At 42.1% G+C, this 17,616-nt stretch carries 21 protein-coding genes and 2 tRNA genes; all 23 read left to right on the forward strand.

What is annotated here, in order from left to right:
- The first annotated feature begins 196 nt into the window (after positions 1-196).
- The 23 genes from P5Y91_RS09310 (at position 197) to P5Y91_RS09420 (ending at position 17,615) form a co-directional block, all read left to right on the forward strand.
- A complete protein-coding gene (locus P5Y91_RS09310) occupies positions 197-892 on the forward strand; it encodes a B3/B4 domain-containing protein (protein WP_247923461.1) in 696 nt (231 codons plus the stop codon).
- A 173-nt stretch (positions 893-1,065) separates the two neighbouring features.
- A complete protein-coding gene (gene pyrG / locus P5Y91_RS09315) occupies positions 1,066-2,679 on the forward strand; it encodes a CTP synthase (protein WP_049490437.1) in 1,614 nt (537 codons plus the stop codon).
- Between the two features lie 124 nt (positions 2,680-2,803).
- Positions 2,804-2,889: transfer RNA gene (locus P5Y91_RS09320), tRNA-Leu, on the forward strand.
- 80 nt (positions 2,890-2,969) lie between these two features.
- On the forward strand, positions 2,970-3,422 hold the full coding sequence (locus P5Y91_RS09325) for a hypothetical protein (RefSeq protein WP_070674891.1): 453 nt from the start codon (positions 2,970-2,972) through the stop codon (positions 3,420-3,422).
- Between the two features lie 189 nt (positions 3,423-3,611).
- Positions 3,612-4,493, forward strand: a complete 882-nt coding sequence (locus P5Y91_RS09330; protein WP_003004573.1) for a class II fructose-bisphosphate aldolase — start codon at positions 3,612-3,614, stop codon at positions 4,491-4,493.
- An 84-nt stretch (positions 4,494-4,577) separates the two neighbouring features.
- On the forward strand, positions 4,578-5,516 hold the full coding sequence (locus tag P5Y91_RS09335; RefSeq protein ID WP_155125240.1) for an alpha/beta fold hydrolase: 939 nt from the start codon (positions 4,578-4,580) through the stop codon (positions 5,514-5,516).
- Positions 5,517-5,877: 361 nt separating this feature from the next.
- The gene (locus P5Y91_RS09340; protein ID WP_070674897.1) at positions 5,878-6,870 is read left to right on the forward strand and encodes an ABC transporter ATP-binding protein; all 993 of its coding nucleotides are present in this window, start codon (positions 5,878-5,880) and stop codon (positions 6,868-6,870) included.
- A gap of 1 nt (position 6,871) precedes the next feature.
- On the forward strand, positions 6,872-7,690 hold the full coding sequence (locus tag P5Y91_RS09345) for an ABC transporter permease (protein ID WP_070674900.1): 819 nt from the start codon (positions 6,872-6,874) through the stop codon (positions 7,688-7,690).
- Between the two features lies 1 nt (position 7,691).
- Positions 7,692-8,477, forward strand: coding sequence for an ABC transporter permease (locus tag P5Y91_RS09350; protein WP_049503469.1), 786 nt, complete (start codon positions 7,692-7,694; stop codon positions 8,475-8,477).
- Between the two features lie 38 nt (positions 8,478-8,515).
- Positions 8,516-8,977 carry a GNAT family N-acetyltransferase gene (locus P5Y91_RS09355; RefSeq protein ID WP_003017336.1) on the forward strand — a complete coding sequence of 154 codons (462 nt, stop codon included), beginning with the start codon at positions 8,516-8,518 and terminating at the stop codon, positions 8,975-8,977.
- Positions 8,978-9,023: 46 nt separating this feature from the next.
- A tRNA-Thr gene (locus P5Y91_RS09360) sits at positions 9,024-9,096 on the forward strand.
- A gap of 199 nt (positions 9,097-9,295) precedes the next feature.
- A complete protein-coding gene (locus P5Y91_RS09365; RefSeq protein ID WP_070674961.1) occupies positions 9,296-9,607 on the forward strand; it encodes a LiaF transmembrane domain-containing protein in 312 nt (103 codons plus the stop codon).
- A 143-nt stretch (positions 9,608-9,750) separates the two neighbouring features.
- Positions 9,751-10,197 carry a LytTR family DNA-binding domain-containing protein gene (locus P5Y91_RS09370; protein WP_155125232.1) on the forward strand — a complete coding sequence of 149 codons (447 nt, stop codon included), beginning with the start codon at positions 9,751-9,753 and terminating at the stop codon, positions 10,195-10,197.
- A 4-nt stretch (positions 10,198-10,201) separates the two neighbouring features.
- Entirely contained in the window at positions 10,202-10,897 is a 696-nt protein-coding gene (locus P5Y91_RS09375; protein ID WP_070674908.1) for a LiaF transmembrane domain-containing protein, read from the forward strand.
- 118 nt (positions 10,898-11,015) lie between these two features.
- Positions 11,016-11,204 (forward strand): 50S ribosomal protein L28, encoded by a 189-nt coding sequence (gene rpmB / locus P5Y91_RS09380; protein ID WP_001140948.1) that lies wholly within the window; start codon positions 11,016-11,018, stop codon positions 11,202-11,204.
- A gap of 311 nt (positions 11,205-11,515) precedes the next feature.
- Positions 11,516-11,881: an Asp23/Gls24 family envelope stress response protein gene (locus P5Y91_RS09385; protein ID WP_003004393.1), complete on the forward strand. Its 366-nt coding sequence runs from the start codon at positions 11,516-11,518 to the stop codon at positions 11,879-11,881.
- Positions 11,882-11,883: 2 nt separating this feature from the next.
- Positions 11,884-13,548: a DAK2 domain-containing protein gene (locus P5Y91_RS09390; protein WP_277839330.1), complete on the forward strand. Its 1,665-nt coding sequence runs from the start codon at positions 11,884-11,886 to the stop codon at positions 13,546-13,548.
- Between the two features lie 284 nt (positions 13,549-13,832).
- A complete protein-coding gene (locus tag P5Y91_RS09395) occupies positions 13,833-14,387 on the forward strand; it encodes an SP0191 family lipoprotein (RefSeq protein WP_277839331.1) in 555 nt (184 codons plus the stop codon).
- Between the two features lie 135 nt (positions 14,388-14,522).
- Positions 14,523-14,714, forward strand: coding sequence for a hypothetical protein (locus tag P5Y91_RS09400; RefSeq protein ID WP_014712940.1), 192 nt, complete (start codon positions 14,523-14,525; stop codon positions 14,712-14,714).
- Entirely contained in the window at positions 14,711-14,908 is a 198-nt protein-coding gene (locus P5Y91_RS09405; RefSeq protein ID WP_049483530.1) for a hypothetical protein, read from the forward strand. The genes P5Y91_RS09400 and P5Y91_RS09405 overlap by 4 nt, the downstream gene beginning before the upstream one ends.
- Complete coding sequence (locus P5Y91_RS09410) at positions 14,895-15,812, forward strand: ABC transporter ATP-binding protein (protein WP_277839332.1); 918 nt, start codon at positions 14,895-14,897, stop codon at positions 15,810-15,812. The genes P5Y91_RS09405 and P5Y91_RS09410 overlap by 14 nt, the downstream gene beginning before the upstream one ends.
- Positions 15,781-16,521, forward strand: coding sequence for an ABC transporter permease (locus P5Y91_RS09415; protein ID WP_277839333.1), 741 nt, complete (start codon positions 15,781-15,783; stop codon positions 16,519-16,521). Before P5Y91_RS09410 ends, P5Y91_RS09415 begins: the two co-directional genes overlap by 32 nt.
- Positions 16,518-17,615 carry a sensor histidine kinase gene (locus tag P5Y91_RS09420; RefSeq protein ID WP_277839334.1) on the forward strand — a complete coding sequence of 366 codons (1,098 nt, stop codon included), beginning with the start codon at positions 16,518-16,520 and terminating at the stop codon, positions 17,613-17,615. The genes P5Y91_RS09415 and P5Y91_RS09420 overlap by 4 nt, the downstream gene beginning before the upstream one ends.
- Position 17,616 lies beyond the last annotated feature (1 nt).

Raw genomic sequence — 17,616 nt, forward strand, 5'->3', positions numbered from 1 at the left:
GCAGTGGTTGAGTGGGCTCTACTACGCTGCTTTCATCAGCTTTTACAGCCCTACTCAACTGTGCGGAGGTGGGACGACGAAATCGAATTCTAACGAATGACCGATTTCTGTCCCACTCTCTTTTTGTTTGCATTGAAAAAAGTGGCGAAATGGTATATGATAAACGTGTAAGGTTTCCCAATAGGAGGTGTTCCAGATGGACTTTCGTTTAGATCAAAGTTTAGTAGCTCTTGGTATTGATACGGTTGTGGTCGGAATTGCTAGAAATGTGGATCCTCAAGCAGTTTTGCCCCCTTCTTTTCTTGAAAAGAAGAAAGAGCTTGAACAATGGGCGCTCCAGTGTCAGACAGAAGAAGTAGTGGCATCTCCTGTCATCAAAGGGTATACAGACCTCTTGCAAAAAGTAGGGCGTAGCATCAAGAAAAATCCCCCAACGGTCCTAGCTCTCATCCGAAACATCCAGCATCGAGGAGCTTTTCCTCAGATCAATAGCATCATCGATATCTATAATGTCGAATCTCTGAAGTCTTTTCTCGCGATCGGAGGACATGACCTAGATAAGATTGAGGGACCGATTGAATTTACACTGAGTCAAAGAGACGATCTCTTCCTCCCGATCCTTTCTAGTGAAAAACATGTCGCACCGACAGATCCTGTCTACCGGGATCAAAAAGGAGTTCTGGCTTGGTTGGATGTACGCGATAGTGACCATTACAAATTTGAGGAGACTACGCAAAACGCCCTCTTTGTCATCCAAGGAAATGCTGAGACGTCAGTCGAGATGCGTATAGAAGCGCTGGAACGAATCCACAAGGACCTTGCTCTTTGCATGCCTCAGCTTCAATTTGAGAAATTTCTCGTCACACAAAATGGAGTGGAAAAGGTCGTGTAAACAGCGAAAAATATTTTCATGAAATTTTCAATTTGACAAAGTAGACCATTTGCGGTAAGATATTGTTCGGGCACCTCATTTTGAGGTCGGAGCTCCCTAGCGATTAGGGGGCTATTTTTGTTTTTTCTGCAAAGAGGAATGGCCTCTACAACATTAGAAGAAGAGGAAAGCACATGTCAACAAAATATATTTTTGTAACGGGTGGTGTCGTATCATCCATCGGGAAAGGGATTGTCGCAGCAAGTCTTGGTCGCTTGCTTAAAAATCGTGGATTGAAAGTGACGATCCAAAAATTTGACCCTTATATCAATATCGACCCCGGGACGATGAGTCCTTACCAACACGGGGAAGTATTTGTCACAGACGATGGTGCAGAGACAGACTTGGACCTTGGTCACTATGAACGCTTTATTGATATCAATCTGAATAAGTACTCAAATGTGACGACAGGGAAAATTTATAGTGAGGTCCTTCGTAGGGAACGCCATGGAGAATACTTGGGCGCGACGGTACAGGTCATTCCTCATATCACAGATGCCTTGAAAGAGAAGATCAAACGGGCAGCGACGACGACAGATTCAGATGTTATCATCACAGAAGTCGGAGGAACAGTTGGAGATATTGAGTCCCTTCCATTCCTTGAAGCTCTTCGTCAAATGAAGGCAGATGTTGGGGCTGAAAATGTTATGTACATCCACACCACCCTTCTTCCTTACTTGAAGGCTGCTGGTGAAATGAAAACCAAGCCGACCCAACACTCAGTGAAAGAATTGCGTGGTCTTGGGATTCAACCAAATATGTTGGTCATCCGTACAGAAAAACCAGCTGGTCAAGGAATTAAGAACAAGTTGGCTCAATTCTGTGATGTCGCACCAGAAGCTGTCATTGAGTCACTTGATGTGGAACATTTGTACCAAATCCCATTGAACTTGCAAGCACAAAATATGGACCAAATCGTTTGTGACCATTTGAAATTGGATGTTCCTGCAGCAGATATGACAGAATGGTCTGCGATGGTCGACAAGGTCATGAACCTCAAGAAACAGGTTAAGATTTCCTTGGTTGGAAAATACGTAGAATTGCAAGATGCCTACATTTCTGTCGTTGAGGCCTTGAAGCACTCAGGGTATGCCAACGATGCAGAAGTCAAGATTAATTGGGTCAATGCCAATGATGTGACAGCCGAAAATGTAGCAGAACTTCTTGGAGATGCGGATGGAATCATCGTCCCAGGTGGTTTTGGTCAACGGGGAACAGAAGGAAAAATTCAAGCCATTAAGTATGCGCGTGAACAGGACGTCCCAATGTTGGGTGTCTGCTTGGGTATGCAGTTAACCTGTATCGAATTTGCCCGTCACGTTTTAGGCTTGGAAGGGGCCAATTCATCCGAATTGGATCCAGAAACCAAGTATCCAATTATCGATATCATGCGGGACCAAATCGATGTGGAAGACATGGGAGGAACGCTCCGTCTCGGTCTTTACCCATCTAAACTCAAACGAGGATCAAAAGCAGCCGCTGCCTATGACAATCAAGAAGTGGTGCAACGTCGCCACCGTCACCGTTATGAGTTTAACAATGCTTTCCGTGAACAGTTCGAAGAAGCAGGATTTGTCTTCTCAGGCGTTTCACCAGACAACCGTTTGGTCGAAATCGTTGAAATCCCAGAAAACAAATTCTTTGTTGCTTGCCAATACCACCCAGAATTGTCAAGCCGTCCAAACCGCCCAGAAGGACTTTACACAGCCTTTATCACAGCGGCAGTTGAAAACCATGATAGCAAATAAAAATCAAGGGAGCAGGTCCTTCGACCTGCTCCCTTTTTGTGAAAAAATGACAAACTCTGAAAAAAGTTTGAAAAAAATCTTGACAAAAAAGTCGTTGATTGATATACTAGTAAAGTACTCAATCGCGGGGATGGCGGAATTGGCAGACGCGCAGGACTAAGGATCCTGTGACCGCTTTAGGTCGTGAGGGTTCAAGTCCCTCTCTCCGCATCGGATCAAGATAGCTTCTGCTATCTTTTTTTGTTTTCAAATATCTTTGTGGTAGAATAGGTATGAGATGAGGTGAGAACATGAAGAAGAAGTATCTGGTTTTGGTCGATGGCCTCTTTGCACTATTGGGAAGTGCCATTAATTTTTTCGGTCCTATCCTGATTTTAGCGATGGGGATAGGCGCATACAAATATACCTTTAGATACTTTATCGCCTTAAACATATGGAATGTTTTCATTTTTCTAATTGCGATGGCGTCTCAGTATCTGCTCAGAGATGAAAAAAGAATCAAAAAATGGATTCTTTATCTTTTTCTGATAGCGGGCAGTATTCTCTTTCTTGCGTCAATCCTTGCTGTGGGTGAGAATATTCCCGTTCTTGAGGGTTTGGTAAACGAACTTCTTGGGAAAATGTTTACTGACAGTCAGTTATTTGCTGCTTATTTCTATTCTCAATGGGTTGCAGCGGTATCCTTTGTGATTTGCGGGATTGCTTTTCTCCTTTCGTTAAAAAATTTTAAAGAGAAAGATTGAAAGGGGCTTAAGCTCCTTTTTTGCTTTTTGAATAGGATGGAAGTCTTAGGAGGGAGAGGGTTCCTCCTCATTTATCGTAAGAAATCGCTTAAAGCTACAGGAAAAGCTAGCAATTTCATCTAAAAAGTGATAAAATAAACAATGTAAGTGGGATTAACCCCACAAAAATTTATAGGAGGCCTATAACAAATGGCAATCGTTTCAGCAGAAAAATTTGTCCAAGCAGCTCGTGACAATGGTTATGCAGTTGGTGGATTTAACACAAACAACCTTGAGTGGACTCAAGCTATCTTGCGTGCAGCAGAAGCTAAGAAAGCTCCAGTACTTATCCAAACTTCTATGGGTGCTGCTAAATACATGGGTGGTTACAAAGTATGTAAAGCCCTTATTGAAAACCTTGTAGAATCAATGGGTATTACTGTACCAGTTGCTATTCACCTTGACCATGGTCACTACGACGATGCTCTTGAATGTATCGAAGCTGGTTACACTTCAATCATGTTTGACGGTTCACACCTTCCAGTTGAAGAAAACCTTAAATTGGCGAAAGATGTCGTTGAAAAAGCTCATGCTAAAGGTATCTCAGTAGAAGCTGAAGTTGGTACTATCGGTGGTGAAGAAGACGGTATCATCGGTGACGGTGAATTGGCACCAATCGAAGACGCTAAAGCAATGGTTGCTACAGGAATCGACTTCTTGGCTGCAGGTATCGGTAACATCCACGGTCCTTACCCAGCAAACTGGAAAGGTCTTCACCTTGACCACTTGCAAAAATTGACTGAAGCTGTTCCAGGATTCCCAATCGTATTGCACGGTGGATCAGGTATCCCTGATGATCAAATCCAAGCAGCGATCAAACTTGGTGTTGCGAAAGTTAACGTGAACACTGAATGCCAAATCGCATTTGCAAATGCTACTCGTCAATTCGTACGTGAATATGATGCAAACGAAGCAGAATACGACAAGAAGAAACTCTTCGACCCACGTAAATTCTTGAAACCAGGTTTCGAAGCAATTACAGCAGCTGTTGAAGAACGTATCGACGTATTCGGTTCAGAAGGCAAAGCTTAATTAAAAACAGGAAAGCAAGGTCTCATGTGGATCTTGTTTTTTTGTATGGAAAAGGTTGCTTCCAGGATTTAATTTTTGTACAATATGCCTATGAAAAAATTCAAACTGTGGAGCTGGATCATTTTTGTTGTTCTTATCCTTTTTCTAGGAGGTACATTTGGTTTTCACCAACTTAGTTTGCAAAAAGAAAGTAAGCTTCTCACTCCTATCGGTAAAGAGGTCACGGTCAACGGACATCGAATGAATGTCTCTGTTAAAGGAGAAGGACCTCAAACAATCGTTTTTCTTTCCGGTGCAGGTATCGCCTCTCCTATTTTAGACTTTAAGAATTTATCAGATTCCCTATCCCAAAAATACAAAGTTGTTGTCGTGGAGCGAGCAGGATATGGTTTTAGCCAAGATAGTGATCGTTCAAGAGATGTGATGGAGGTCCTTTCTGAGACCCGTCAAGCTTTGGCGCAAGCTCATGTTTCAGGTCCTTATGTGATTATTTCGCATTCTATGGCTAGTTTAGAGAGTCTTGCTTGGCAAGAGAAATATCCGAATGAAGTGAAGGCTTTGATTGGCCTGGATTGGGCCTTGCCAGCGAGTTATGAAGATTTAAAAGAACACCCAACTCTCATAACCTTAGCCTATTGGACGAGTAAGATTGGCCTGCTCCGTTATTTCCCTGAGTCCTTTTATATAAAAAATCCAACTCTGACTGAAACTGAACGACAACAATATAAATTACTAGCATATAAGCAGTTGATGTCACAAGCCATGCTTCATGAATCCCGTTTGGCAAAGGAAAATGCCAAGAAAGTTCCATCTAGCATTAATCCGAAAATTCCAGCCTTACTCCTGGTTTCTAACGGTGAAGGCACGACCTTTAGCCAATCAGAGTGGCAACGTTATGCAGAGAGATTTGCAAGCGACCAGTCTAATGTTCAAGTCGACTATATGGATGCGCCTCACGACCTCTATCATTATCAAAGCGATGCTATTGTTTCTCGTATTAAAGAATTTTTAGAGAATAATTGAGGGCTTAAAAATCCATTGAGACTGATGATAATAATTAAATGCTGAAGGATTAACAGTAGAATCGTTAATTTTCTCGATTAAAAAAATTCTTTTTCTTAACAATAAGCCTGCCCCTAAGGGCAGGTTTTTTGGTGTTTTAAGGAAACTATTAAACCAGAATTTCTGACTCAAAAGCATTATTTCAAGAGAGAAATTTCTAATTTCATAATCTATAAGCAAACGCTTGCATTCTTTTTTTTATTGGATTATAATAGGTTGGTATAAAGCCTTCTGTAATAATATTGAGTAAGTGTAGAAAGTAAGGATTTAGAATATTTGTAGTCAAAAATACAATGTTGCTTCTTACGATAGGGAGATAGATATGGCAATGATAGAAGTGCAACATCTTCGGAAAAATTTTGTGAAGACAGTTAAGGAGCCGGGGTTAAAGGGAGCCTTGCGCTCCTTTATTCATCCTGAAAAGCAGACCTTTGAAGCCGTCAAGGATTTAACTTTTGAAGTTCCAAAAGGGCAGATTCTAGGATTTATAGGGGCAAATGGTGCTGGGAAGTCAACCACCATCAAAATGCTGACAGGAATTTTGAAGCCCACATCTGGCTTTTGTCGGATTAACGGCAAGATTCCCCAGGATAATCGCCAAGATTATGTCAAGGATATTGGAGTCGTTTTCGGACAACGCACCCAGCTATGGTGGGATTTGGCTTTGCAAGAGACCTACACGGTTTTGAAAGAGATCTATGATGTACCGGACTTGCTTTTCCATAAGCGCATGGACTTTTTGAATGAAGTTTTGGATTTGAAGGAATTTATCAAGGATCCTGTGCGGACTCTTTCACTAGGTCAACGGATGCGGGCGGATATTGCGGCTTCCTTGCTTCACAATCCCAAAGTTCTCTTTTTAGATGAACCGACTATTGGTTTGGATGTGTCTGTCAAGGACAACATTCGTCGGGCCATTACCCAGATTAATCAGGAGGAAGAGACAACTATTCTCTTGACTACTCATGATTTGAGTGATATTGAGCAACTCTGTGATCGGATTTTTATGATTGATAAGGGGCAAGAGATTTTTGATGGAACGGTGAGCCAGCTCAAGGAGACCTTTGGAAAGATGAAGACTCTCTCCTTTGACCTGACGCCAGGTCAAAATCATCTAGTCTCTCATTATGAGGGTTTGCCTGATATGTCCATTGATAGACAAGGAAATACTCTCAATATTGAATTCGATAGTTCCCGCTACCAGTCGGCCGATATTATCAAGCAAACCTTATCTGATTTTGAGGTCCGTGATTTGAAGATGGTAGATACGGATATTGAAGATATTATCCGTCGCTTCTATCGAAAGGAGCTCTAAGATGGTCAAATTGTGGAGACGTTATAAACCCTTTATCAATGCAGGGATTCAGGAGTTGATTAGCTATCGAGTCAACTTTATTCTTTATCGGATTGGCGATGTCATGGGTGCTTTTGTGGCTTTTTATCTATGGAAGGCTGTCTTTGATTCCTCCCAGGAGCCTTTGATTCAGGGCTTCAGTATGGCGGATATCACCCTCTACATCATCATGAGTTTTGTGACTAATCTTCTGACTAGGTCGGATTCTTCCTTTATGATTGGTGATGAGGTCAAGGATGGTTCCATTATCATGCGCTTGTTGCGACCAGTGCATTTTGCGGCTTCTTACCTCTTTACGGAGCTTGGTTCCAGGTGGTTGATTTTTATCTCTGTTGGACTGCCATTTTTAAGTGTCATGGTTTTGATGAAAATCTTGTCTGGGCAAGGAATTGTAGAAGTGTTGGGACTAACTACCCTTTATCTTTTTAGCTTAACGCTGGCCTATCTGATTAACTTTTTCTTTAATATCTGCTTTGGATTTTCAGCCTTTGTATTTAAAAATCTTTGGGGTTCCAACCTACTTAAGACTTCCATAGTGGCCTTTATGTCTGGGAGTTTGATTCCCTTGGCTTTCTTTCCAAAGGTCATTTCAGATATTCTGTCCTTCTTACCTTTCTCATCCTTAATTTACACTCCGGTCATGATTATTGTTGGGAAATACGATGCTAGTCAGATTCTTCAAGCACTTTTGCTTCAGCTTTTCTGGCTTATAGTGATGGTGGGCTTGTCTCAGTTGATTTGGAAACGAGTCCAGTCATTTATCACCATTCAGGGAGGTTAGTATGAAAAAATATCAACGCATGCATCTGATTTTTATCAGACAGTACATCAAGCAAATCATGGAATACAAGGTAGATTTTGTGGTTGGTGTGTTGGGAGTCTTTCTGACTCAAGGCCTGAACCTCTTGTTTCTTAATGTCATCTTTCAACACATTCCCTCCCTAGAAGGTTGGACTTTTCAAGAAATTGCCTTTATCTATGGATTTTCCTTAATTCCAAAGGGACTAGATCATCTCTTTTTTGACAATCTCTGGGCTTTAGGTCAACGACTAGTTCGAAAAGGGGAGTTTGACAAGTATCTGACTCGTCCTATCAATCCTCTCTTTCACATCCTCGTTGAGACCTTTCAGATTGATGCCTTGGGTGAACTTTTGGTCGGTGGAATTTTACTAGCGACAACGGCGGCTAGCATTGCTTGGACTCTTCCAAAATTCCTGATTTTTCTAGTTTGTATTCCTTTTGCGACCTTGATTTATACTTCCTTGAAAATTGCTACAGCCAGCATCGCTTTTTGGACCAAGCAGTCAGGTGCCATGATTTACATTTTCTATATGTTTAATGATTTTGCCAAGTATCCTATTTCTATTTACAATTCGCTCCTTCGTTGGTTAATTAGCTTTATTGTACCTTTCGCCTTTACGGCCTACTATCCTGCCAGCTATTTCTTGCAGGACAAGGATGGACTCTTTAATATTGGTGGTTTGATTCTGATTTCCCTTGTTTTCTTTATTATTTCCCTCAAACTTTGGGACAGGGGATTGGATGCCTACGAAAGTGCTGGTTCGTAAGAGGTAAAGTAAGACTAAAATCAAGAAAGGAACTTATGATGTTTGTAATTAAAGAAGTCAAGGGTGAAGATCAAAAAATGGCAGTTGTCGCTGAGATTTTAAGGGATTTGCCAGAATGGTTTGGAATACCAGAAAGCACGCAAGCCTACATTGAAGGAGCTAAGGATTTACGAGTTTGGGCTGCTTATCAAGAAAGTGATGTAGTAGGGTTTATAAGTTTATCATATTCGAGTGAAGATTGTGCTGAAATTGACTGTCTAGGCGTGAAAAAATCATTCCAAGGTCAAGGAATTGGAAGGGAATTAATTACGACTATAGAAAGAGAAGCAGTCAAACAAGTGGACTACCTACAGGTCAAAACAGTCGCAGAAGGTTCAAATAAAGATTATGACCGAACAAATGTCTTTTATCGCAGTCTTGGTTTTAAAAAATTAGAGATTTTTCCGCAACTATGGGATCCACAGAATCCATGTCAGATTCTGATTAAAAAGATCAACTAAAAGTGCTTGACATCCGCTATCAGAGTGCTATACTAAGAAGGTAATCGCCGATTTAGCTCAGTTGGTAGAGCAACGCACTCGTAACGCGTAGGTCACAGGTTCGATCCCTGCAATCGGCATAGGAAGAAACTGCTTTAAAGGAGCGAGACGACGAATGATGGTGATCACATATTCGTTCGGTCTCGCTCCTTTTTTGACCGCATAGGCGCCATTTTTGACCACTTAGTCAAAAGTCCTTGTCGCCGTTGGGGCTCTCTGCTATCATAGAATCATCAAAGGAAGAAACACTTCCGAATATTGAAAACGAGGTATATGATGATGAAAAAATTACTTGGACTTGGATTGATTCTTGCTGCTCTTGCGGTTGTCACAATGGGAATGGTTGGCTTTCCAAAGATCGATGTGAATATCTGGCCTATGTTCCCTGTTCTCTTATTTGCTTTCTTTACACTTGAAAATCTCTTGAAAAAAGATTACAAGGCAAGTGTTATCTGCGCCTTGATCGCATTTATGATCGCAAATGCGATTTACGATGTCCTGCCGGTTTCAAATGGTCTGGTCATCACAGCAGGTGTGCTCGCTTGCGTAGGTCTTAGTTTTCTTTTACCGGACAAGGAAAGCAATAAATAAAGGAGGGCTGGTCACTTGATCAGCTTTTTTACTTCTCAAAAACTACCTCTTGATGGGGAAAACGTGCCACTTACTGAAAAGCCCTTGTTTTGTTTTCAACAGCTGTTATAATGGTACTATCAAAACGTTGGGAAAGGAGTTTTATGAAAGTTAGAATCGAATTGGATCCATCTATGGACGAGCCTGAGATCTTGATTCGAGCTCCGCGCTTGACCCCGGAGTTGACCCAGCTGCAAGAGAGCATCCTCGAACAAAAGATCGCTCCACTAGCCTTCTACAAGGATCGAAGTGAGTATTTTCTAGATGTAGCATCGATCCTCTTTTTTGAGACGGATGGGGAGAAGATTTTTGGACACACCAAGGATGAGGCCTATGAGGTCAAGCAGAAGCTCTATGAGTTGGAGGAGCTGCTTCCCATCGCCTTTTGTCGGATTTCCAAATCCACCATTGTCAACGCAAAGCAGATCTACTCTCTGGAAAAGTCTTTTTCAGGGACCAGCACGGTCAATTTCTACCAGACCCATAAGCAGGTCCACGTATCTAGACGCTACTATCAACTCTTAAAAGAACGACTAAATGAAATGAGGTAATATTATGAGAAAAAAATTAATCGGAGTATTCTTAATCCTATTAGCAGCCTTACTCCTCTTACAAGGCTATTTTGTAAAATGGGACATCAGCATCTGGACCTTAGCTTGGGTCACCTTGCTTGCAGTCCTGTCTCTCTCTAGTTTCTTGAAACGCCATTTTGGTTGGGGCTTCATCTATGGACTTTTAGCCCTCTTTTGTCTCAATGGGCAATACCATTTCCTTCCAGTGTCCAATTCGGTGGTGATCCTTTCTTCAATTCTCGCTGTGATTGGGCTCAACATCTTGTTCAAACCCTCTAAGAAAACAAAAGCCCGCCTAGCTTCCTATTCTTCTGGTTCGATGAGTAAGTCTGATGGCAATGACATCGATGTCACTTTTTCCACAGTGACAAAATATCTCAATGACCAACACTTTACCCACGGAAGTGCAGATGTAAGTATGGGAGAAGCTTCGGTTTATTTTGACAATTGCCGGATTGAGGGTCCTTCTGCTCAGTTTGTTGTCGATGTTTCCCTTGGGAGTCTGAGCCTCTATGTACCAAGCGATTGGCGCGTCCATGTTAATGTGGATAATTCCCTTTCAGCGATCCAGCATCAGGAAAATCCAAGTGCTCTCACTAGCAAGGATTTCTACATTACGGGCGATGTTTCCTTAGGAAATCTGGAAATTATCTATGTAGGTACGAATTCGTTTTCTTAAGCTAGAAATGAAAAACTTTGGCCAAAAGCTTGCCAAGAGAGATTTTTTTTGGTAATATAGTACGGTATGTGGTGCTAGCACATCCGTTATATTAGATCTAATAGGAGGAAACACAGAAATGGCTAAAGTATGTTATTTCACAGGTCGTAAGACTGTATCAGGTAACAACCGTTCACACGCTATGAACCAAACAAAACGTGCCGTAAAACCAAACCTTCAAAAAGTAACTGTCCTTATCGATGGTAAACCTAAAAAAGTTTGGGCTTCAGCTCGTGCATTGAAATCTGGTAAAGTAGAACGCGTTTAATAAAGAAAAAAGGCTGGGCATAAAGTGTCCAGCCTTCGCTTTTTGATAGGAATAGTAGCATGACGCAGTGGTTGATTGGAACTACTCATGTTTGAAACATTCGTACTTCCTAATCAACTGTGCGGGGGTGGGAAAATTGAAAAGGTTTGGGGAACCTTTTCAATTTTTTTTATTTTACGGAGTTCTTTCCCACTCCCTTTTCTTTTTCTCCAGAGACAGCTGTCACAGCGGGAGAAGAATAGTCCCTACCCTTTTACAGTTGACCTCTTTTATGGTAAAATAGAATATAAAATACTTTTGAGGTAGAAATTATGACAGTAAAAATCAATACAAAGGATGGTCAAATTGAATTGACTGATGAGGTTATCGCAACTGTTGTAGGCGGTGCTGCTACTGAGATCTTCGGTGTGGTTGGAATGGCCAGCAAAAATGCGATCAAAGATAATTTCCAAGCCCTCCTAGGGAAAGAAAACTTCTCTAAAGGTGTTGTTGTCAAAACAACGGAAGCAGGAACTATCGCAGTTGATGTTTACACTGTTTTGAGCTATGGAACAAAAATTAGCGAAGTCTCAAAAAATATTCAAGAACGTGTGAAATTTAGTTTGGAAAATCAACTTGGAATCACTACGGATACTGTGAATGTCTATATTCAAAATATCAAGATTGTGGGAGAATAATCGTGGCTAATATTACTACAAGTTTATTTCAAGAAATGGTTCAAGCGGGGGCTACGCGCTTAAATAAACAAGCGGAATATGTAAACTCTTTGAACGTCTTTCCTGTACCAGACGGGGACACAGGAACCAATATGGGAATGACCATCGAAAATGGGGCCAAAGAAGTATCGGACCGTTCTGCTTCAACTGTTGGTGAAGCAGCAGGGATCTTCGCTAAAGGACTATTGATGGGGGCGCGTGGGAACTCAGGAGTCATCACTTCTCAATTGTTCCGTGGATTTTCTCAAAGTGTCAAAGACAAAGAAGAATTGGATGGAGCAGCACTTGCAGCAGCCTTCCAGTCTGGTGTAGAAGTCGCTTATAAAGCCGTTATGAAGCCGGTTGAAGGTACCATTTTGACGGTTTCTCGTGGGGCGGCCATCGGTGCCAAGAAAAAAGCAGAATCCACCAATGATGCGGTAGAAGTCATGCGTGCAGCTCTTGAAGGTGCTAAAACAGCTCTTGCTAAGACTCCAGATATGTTGCCAGTCTTGAAAGAAGTTGGCGTGGTAGACTCTGGTGGTCAAGGGTTGGTCTTCATCTATGAAGGATTCTTGTCAGCCTTGACAGGTGAATTCATCGCTTCTGAAGAGTTCCAAGCAACACCTGCAACCATGTCAGAAATGATCAATGCAGAACACCACAAGTCAGTCGCTGGCCATGTCGCAACTGAAGACATCAAGTTTGGTTACTGTACAGAAATCATGGTCGCTTTGAAACAAGGTCCAACCTATGTCAAAGACTTCGATTACGATGAATTCCGTAACTATTTGAACAACCTTGGGGATTCCCTATTGGTGGTGAATGACGATGAGATTGTCAAAGTTCACGTCCATACAGAAGATCCAGGTCTTGTCATGCAAGAAGGTCTTAAGTACGGAAGCTTGGTCAAGGTGAAAGTGGACAACATGCGCAACCAGCACGAAGCGCAAGTTGAAAAAGAAGAACGCCAAGCCAAACCAGTCGAAGAAAAAGAATATGCCATCATCGCAGTCGTTGCGGGTGACGGATTAGCGGATATCTTTAAAGCGCAAGGGGTGGATTACATCATCTCTGGTGGTCAAACCATGAACCCGTCAACAGAAGACTTTGTTAAAGCTGTTGAAGAATTGAATGCGCGCAATATCATTATCTTGCCAAACAACAAGAACATCTTGATGGCCGCTCAATCAGCAGCAGAAGTCATTGATCAACCAGCGGCAGTTGTAGAGACTAAAACGATTCCTCAAGGATTGACCAGTCTTCTTGCCTTTGATGAAAGCAAATCGATCGAAGAAAACTATGAACGCATGAGCGCTTCATTGGGCGATGTTGTATCTGGTAGTGTGACGACAGCGGTTCGGGATACCACGATTGATGGCCTTGAAATTCATGAAAATGATAATCTTGGAATGGTCGATGGTAAGATCGTCGTTTCAAATCCAGATATGATGGAAACCTTGGAAGAAACATTCGCTCAGATGTTGGACGAAGATAGTGAAATTGTGACCATCTATGTCGGTGAAGACGGTAGTGAGGAGTTGGCAAATGAATTAGCCCAAGCCCTTGCTGAGAAGTATGAGGATGTAGAAGTGGAAATCCACCAAGGTGGCCAACCAGTCTACCCATACTTGTTTAGTGTAGAATAATTGAACAGAAGGTTCCTTTCGGAACCTTTTTTTGTATATAGAAAAACGAGGAGATTCCCTATGAAATCAGTGTGATTCAGAGGGATTGAGACTGAAGTGAACCCTCCACTGAGGCTTTGTTCGTGAGAAAAAGGAGTTTCTGCAAAAAGTCTCACATTCATCAGTTTTTTATTCAAATGGAAGAGCTTGAAAAGAGGGGGAAATGCTTTGAGAAGTGGAGTTTTTAGACAAGAAAGACGCGATATGTTATACTGGTATCAGTATGTGAAAGGAGAGTTATAAAAATGAAGAAATTTTTTGTAACCCTTGGGCTAGCCATTTTGGTATTGACTGGTTGTTCGCAATCCCAAACAAAGAAAACTACAACCGCTAGCTCATCTAGCAGTTCCTCTGTTAAAAAAGAAGTAAAAAATGAAGAAAAAACCACAACCTTAGTAGGAGATATCAATGGAACAAAACACCGGGATATCATCAAATCTAAGGGAGATAAGGTTGAAAACCTTCGTATCGAAGTGACAGCTGATCTGCCCCAACAACTTGGAACTATCGCAGCAGAGAAGTCACCTGAAGAGCTCACAGCAGCCATTCAAGCTTTGCTGGAGCAAAATGAAGACTATAAGAAGCTAAAAACCGTTCCCGGTTTTAGTTTGGAATACACAGTCACCCCAGAGAAAAAATTGCTCTCAACCAGTGTGATTGACATCAACCAAATTGATGCCAAGTCTCTAGAAGAAATTTCTTACTTCAAAGATGCTGGTCTCAATGATTTGAAAAACATGGAGGCAGATGCCTTGGTCAAGGCCTTGAAACTGCATGGCATGAAAGAAGAAGGCCAGTAAGAAGAATAGAAAAAGTCGAGTGAAGTCACTTGGCTTTTTTTAGTGACTTTTGTCATGTGAGCGAGTGACAAAATTATCTAGTGGCTGTTATTTTCTTTCGCTATAATATAGTCAGAAAGTAAGAGGTAAGGAAAAATGAAACAATGGTTCTATAAAGTGTTTACGTTAACAGTGGTGGGGATGGTCGTCTATTTGATCTTTTCAAAGGATGATAGTCTCTATTACCATTTTCCTTGGGAATTATTTGCTGGGATTGGCATCATGAGCTGGGCGGTTCAGGAAGGATTGAAAATGATCAAGGCTGTTAAAAAGGAGATGGAGCAATGAAAAAGAAGTTTGAAATTGGATTGGTAGCTGTTTTGTGTTTGCTCCTTTGGGCAACTGAGATGATGACGGGCTGGTTTTCTGCCCATTTTCCTAGCTGGTTTTTCCAAACGGTTTGGGGAGTGACCTTGGTCGTCTATGTCATCATTCCAGATGGCCAAGCCTGCTTGAAAGGAGAGTATCATGAGCATCATTAGAGTAGAGAACTTGAAAAAAAGTATCAAAGGAAAAGTCATTTTAGAAGATCTTTCTTTTGCGGTTGAACGGGGGGATTGTCTGGCCTTGATCGGGCCAAACGGAGCTGGGAAAACAACCTTGATGAACTGTCTTCTGGGAGATAGGAAGGTGACTTCTGGAATCATTGAAGTAGAGGAGAAGGCGCCTGGTCATCCTCGATTAAAGGCTAGTGTCTCTTATCTCCCTCAAGAGAATGCTATCGTTCAAAAGTTAACCGTGCAGGAACTGATCAACTTCTTTCGCTCTATTTATCCTAATCCCTTAACAGGGGAAGAAATTGATGATTTATTACGTTTTAGCTCAGAACAAAAGAAGCAATTGGCTAGTAAGTTGTCTGGTGGTCAAAAGCGTCTCTTATCTTTTGTTCTAACCTTAATTGGTCGTCCGAGTCTTTTGTTTTTGGACGAGCCAACTGCTGGAATGGATACTTCCACCCGCCAACGCTTTTGGGAGATCGTCGGGCATTTAAAGGAAGAAGGCGTGACCATTGTCTATTCTTCGCATTACATCGAGGAAGTAGAACATACAGCTGATCGGATCCTGGTCTTGCATCAGGGCCATTTGCTTCGGGATACGACACCTCTCGCTATGAGAAGCGAAGAGGTAGAAAAACATTTCACCCTACCTCTACGCTACCAAGCTCTAGTGGCAGAGATGGAAGGTGTTGGTCAAGTGGTCATTAAACCCGATGCTCTTCAGGTTGTGACACGCGACGCCAATCGTTTGTGGACTCGCTTGCAAGAAGAAGGATGTTCGATCCAAGAAATCGAAGTAAGCAATCGAAGTTTATTGGATTCTATTTTTGAAAATACAAAGGAAGTAGGTAGAGAAGATGAAACGCATGAAAGCTCTCGGCGTGGTTGAGTGGCATTTGACCAGTCGCCAAGCCATTTATTACTTGTTATCAATTGGGATGCCCACGGCCTTTTATCTCTTCTTTTCAGGGATGTACCAGGACACACCAGGGGCACCCGCTCACTTTATGAGGGATTATCTCCTTTCTATGACGGCATTTTCTATGATGTCTACGGCTATCTTTTCTTTTCCAACCGTTCTTGAAACCGATCGACTCAATAATTGGCAAAAAGTCTTGCGCCATACCCCCGTATCTATGGTAGAATATTATCTAATAAAGGTTGTGGGTCTCTTTGTCGATTTTCTCCTATCGATTGTAGTTGTCTTTACCGTGGGCCATGTGGTGCGGCATGTGAATATGTCCCTACAGGATTGGGTCTTAGCAGCCTTTATTCTCATCCTAGGAAGTCTAGCTTTTGTGGCTCTCGGTCTGGTTTTGACCCTGCTTCCTTCCAGTCAATTGATGTCTGTTGTGGGCAATCTCCTTTACATGGGGCTGGCTGTCATGGGTGGTCTTTGGATGCCCATTAGCCTCTTTCCAGAATGGATGCAAGCCATCGGCAAATGCTTGCCAACCTATCAATTGATGGAACTGATCAAGATCTTTTTAAACAAGGGGCAGGTCAATGTCTTTGCGAGTGTCTATTTAACCTTGTTTACCCTGGTCTTGTTTACCCTTGTCATTGTTTATCGTCGTCATTCTGAGGTTCGTTCATGATTGAAAAACTCAAGCGTATCCATTATATGTTTTACGCTAGCCTAGTCTTTATGGGCTTTCCCTTTATCTCTATTTTATTAGGGGAGGTCCCCTACTGGCACTTCTTTTTAGCCCTCTTGTTTATTGCTTCCTATCTAGGAGTCTTGATTACTGAAAACAAAAAGCTGACCTGGATTTGTTGGCTATACCTCCTAGCCTATGTAGCAGGAAATACTCTTTTTATTAACGCCAACTATTTTTGGTTTTATTTCTTCATCAGCAACCTATTGGTCTATCACTTTGAGATTCGCAATTTTCGCTCTCCCTATCTTTGGACAGTTTTTCTATCGCAATTCCTGCTTTTTGGGACCATCTTTTTCAAACAGAGTGCGATGGAGTATGAATGGGTATTTTTAATCATTATTTTCTTTTTTACCCATGCCATGACCTACGGCATGATTCGGATTCGGATGGTGGAAGAGTTGAAAGCTGACCATGCCAAGCAAAATGCCCAGATCAATCTCTTGTTGGCAGAAAACGAGCGCCATCGGATTGGCCGCGATCTGCATGACAGTCTAGGACACACCTTTGCCATGCTCAGTGTCAAGGCGGACCTAGCTGATCAATTCTTAGCATTGGGTCAGGTTGAGAAGGCGCAGGAGCAGGTGCAAGAGATTCAAACCATCAGTCAAGAGTCCATGCACCAAGTTCGAGAGATTGTCGAGAACTTGAAGCAGCGAACCCTTGCAAGAGAGCTAGAGACCGTCCAGCAAATGCTAGAAGTGGCGCTAGTAAAAGTGGAGATTCAAAATGAGCTTGATACAGCCAGCATCTCGCCGATCCTAGAGTCTGCTCTGGCCATGGTGTCTCTGGAATTAGCCACTAATATGATCAAACATGCCAAAGCGACGCAGGCCTTTCTCTCTTATTGCTCCACCGAGACAGGTGTAGAAATGGTTGCAGAAGACAATGGCATCGGCTTTAGTAAAGTTTCCGATAAGGATCTGCACTCGATCCGCGAACGGATTGCCTTATTGGGAGGAGAGTTAGAGATCAGTCGTCGTCACAAGCCAACCCGCATAGAAATACGGATCCCCTATCAAGAAAGGAAATAAG

The sequence above is a fragment of the Streptococcus taoyuanensis genome (assembly GCF_029589235.1).
Classification (GTDB): domain Bacteria; phylum Bacillota; class Bacilli; order Lactobacillales; family Streptococcaceae; genus Streptococcus; species Streptococcus taoyuanensis.

Excerpts from the sequence above, each read along its gene's own strand:
- P5Y91_RS09375 (WP_070674908.1), top strand. The coding sequence starts at position 10,202 with ATGAGAAAAAAATTAATCGGAGTATTCTTAATCCTATTAGCAGCCTTA.
- P5Y91_RS09400 (WP_014712940.1), top strand. The coding sequence starts at position 14,523 with ATGAAACAATGGTTCTATAAAGTGTTTACGTTAACAGTGGTGGGGATG.
- P5Y91_RS09330 (WP_003004573.1), top strand. The coding sequence starts at position 3,612 with ATGGCAATCGTTTCAGCAGAAAAATTTGTCCAAGCAGCTCGTGACAAT.
- P5Y91_RS09350 (WP_049503469.1), top strand. The coding sequence starts at position 7,692 with ATGAAAAAATATCAACGCATGCATCTGATTTTTATCAGACAGTACATC.
- P5Y91_RS09385 (WP_003004393.1), top strand. The coding sequence starts at position 11,516 with ATGACAGTAAAAATCAATACAAAGGATGGTCAAATTGAATTGACTGAT.
- P5Y91_RS09410 (WP_277839332.1), top strand. The coding sequence starts at position 14,895 with ATGAGCATCATTAGAGTAGAGAACTTGAAAAAAAGTATCAAAGGAAAA.
- P5Y91_RS09405 (WP_049483530.1), top strand. The coding sequence starts at position 14,711 with ATGAAAAAGAAGTTTGAAATTGGATTGGTAGCTGTTTTGTGTTTGCTC.
- P5Y91_RS09325 (WP_070674891.1), top strand. The coding sequence starts at position 2,970 with ATGAAGAAGAAGTATCTGGTTTTGGTCGATGGCCTCTTTGCACTATTG.
- P5Y91_RS09335 (WP_155125240.1), top strand. The coding sequence starts at position 4,578 with ATGCCTATGAAAAAATTCAAACTGTGGAGCTGGATCATTTTTGTTGTT.
- P5Y91_RS09420 (WP_277839334.1), top strand. The coding sequence starts at position 16,518 with ATGATTGAAAAACTCAAGCGTATCCATTATATGTTTTACGCTAGCCTA.
- P5Y91_RS09345 (WP_070674900.1), top strand. The coding sequence starts at position 6,872 with ATGGTCAAATTGTGGAGACGTTATAAACCCTTTATCAATGCAGGGATT.
- pyrG (WP_049490437.1), top strand. The coding sequence starts at position 1,066 with ATGTCAACAAAATATATTTTTGTAACGGGTGGTGTCGTATCATCCATC.
- P5Y91_RS09395 (WP_277839331.1), top strand. The coding sequence starts at position 13,833 with ATGAAGAAATTTTTTGTAACCCTTGGGCTAGCCATTTTGGTATTGACT.
- P5Y91_RS09370 (WP_155125232.1), top strand. The coding sequence starts at position 9,751 with ATGAAAGTTAGAATCGAATTGGATCCATCTATGGACGAGCCTGAGATC.
- P5Y91_RS09415 (WP_277839333.1), top strand. The coding sequence starts at position 15,781 with ATGAAACGCATGAAAGCTCTCGGCGTGGTTGAGTGGCATTTGACCAGT.
- P5Y91_RS09310 (WP_247923461.1), top strand. The coding sequence starts at position 197 with ATGGACTTTCGTTTAGATCAAAGTTTAGTAGCTCTTGGTATTGATACG.
- P5Y91_RS09355 (WP_003017336.1), top strand. The coding sequence starts at position 8,516 with ATGTTTGTAATTAAAGAAGTCAAGGGTGAAGATCAAAAAATGGCAGTT.
- rpmB (WP_001140948.1), top strand. The coding sequence starts at position 11,016 with ATGGCTAAAGTATGTTATTTCACAGGTCGTAAGACTGTATCAGGTAAC.
- P5Y91_RS09365 (WP_070674961.1), top strand. The coding sequence starts at position 9,296 with ATGAAAAAATTACTTGGACTTGGATTGATTCTTGCTGCTCTTGCGGTT.
- P5Y91_RS09340 (WP_070674897.1), top strand. The coding sequence starts at position 5,878 with ATGGCAATGATAGAAGTGCAACATCTTCGGAAAAATTTTGTGAAGACA.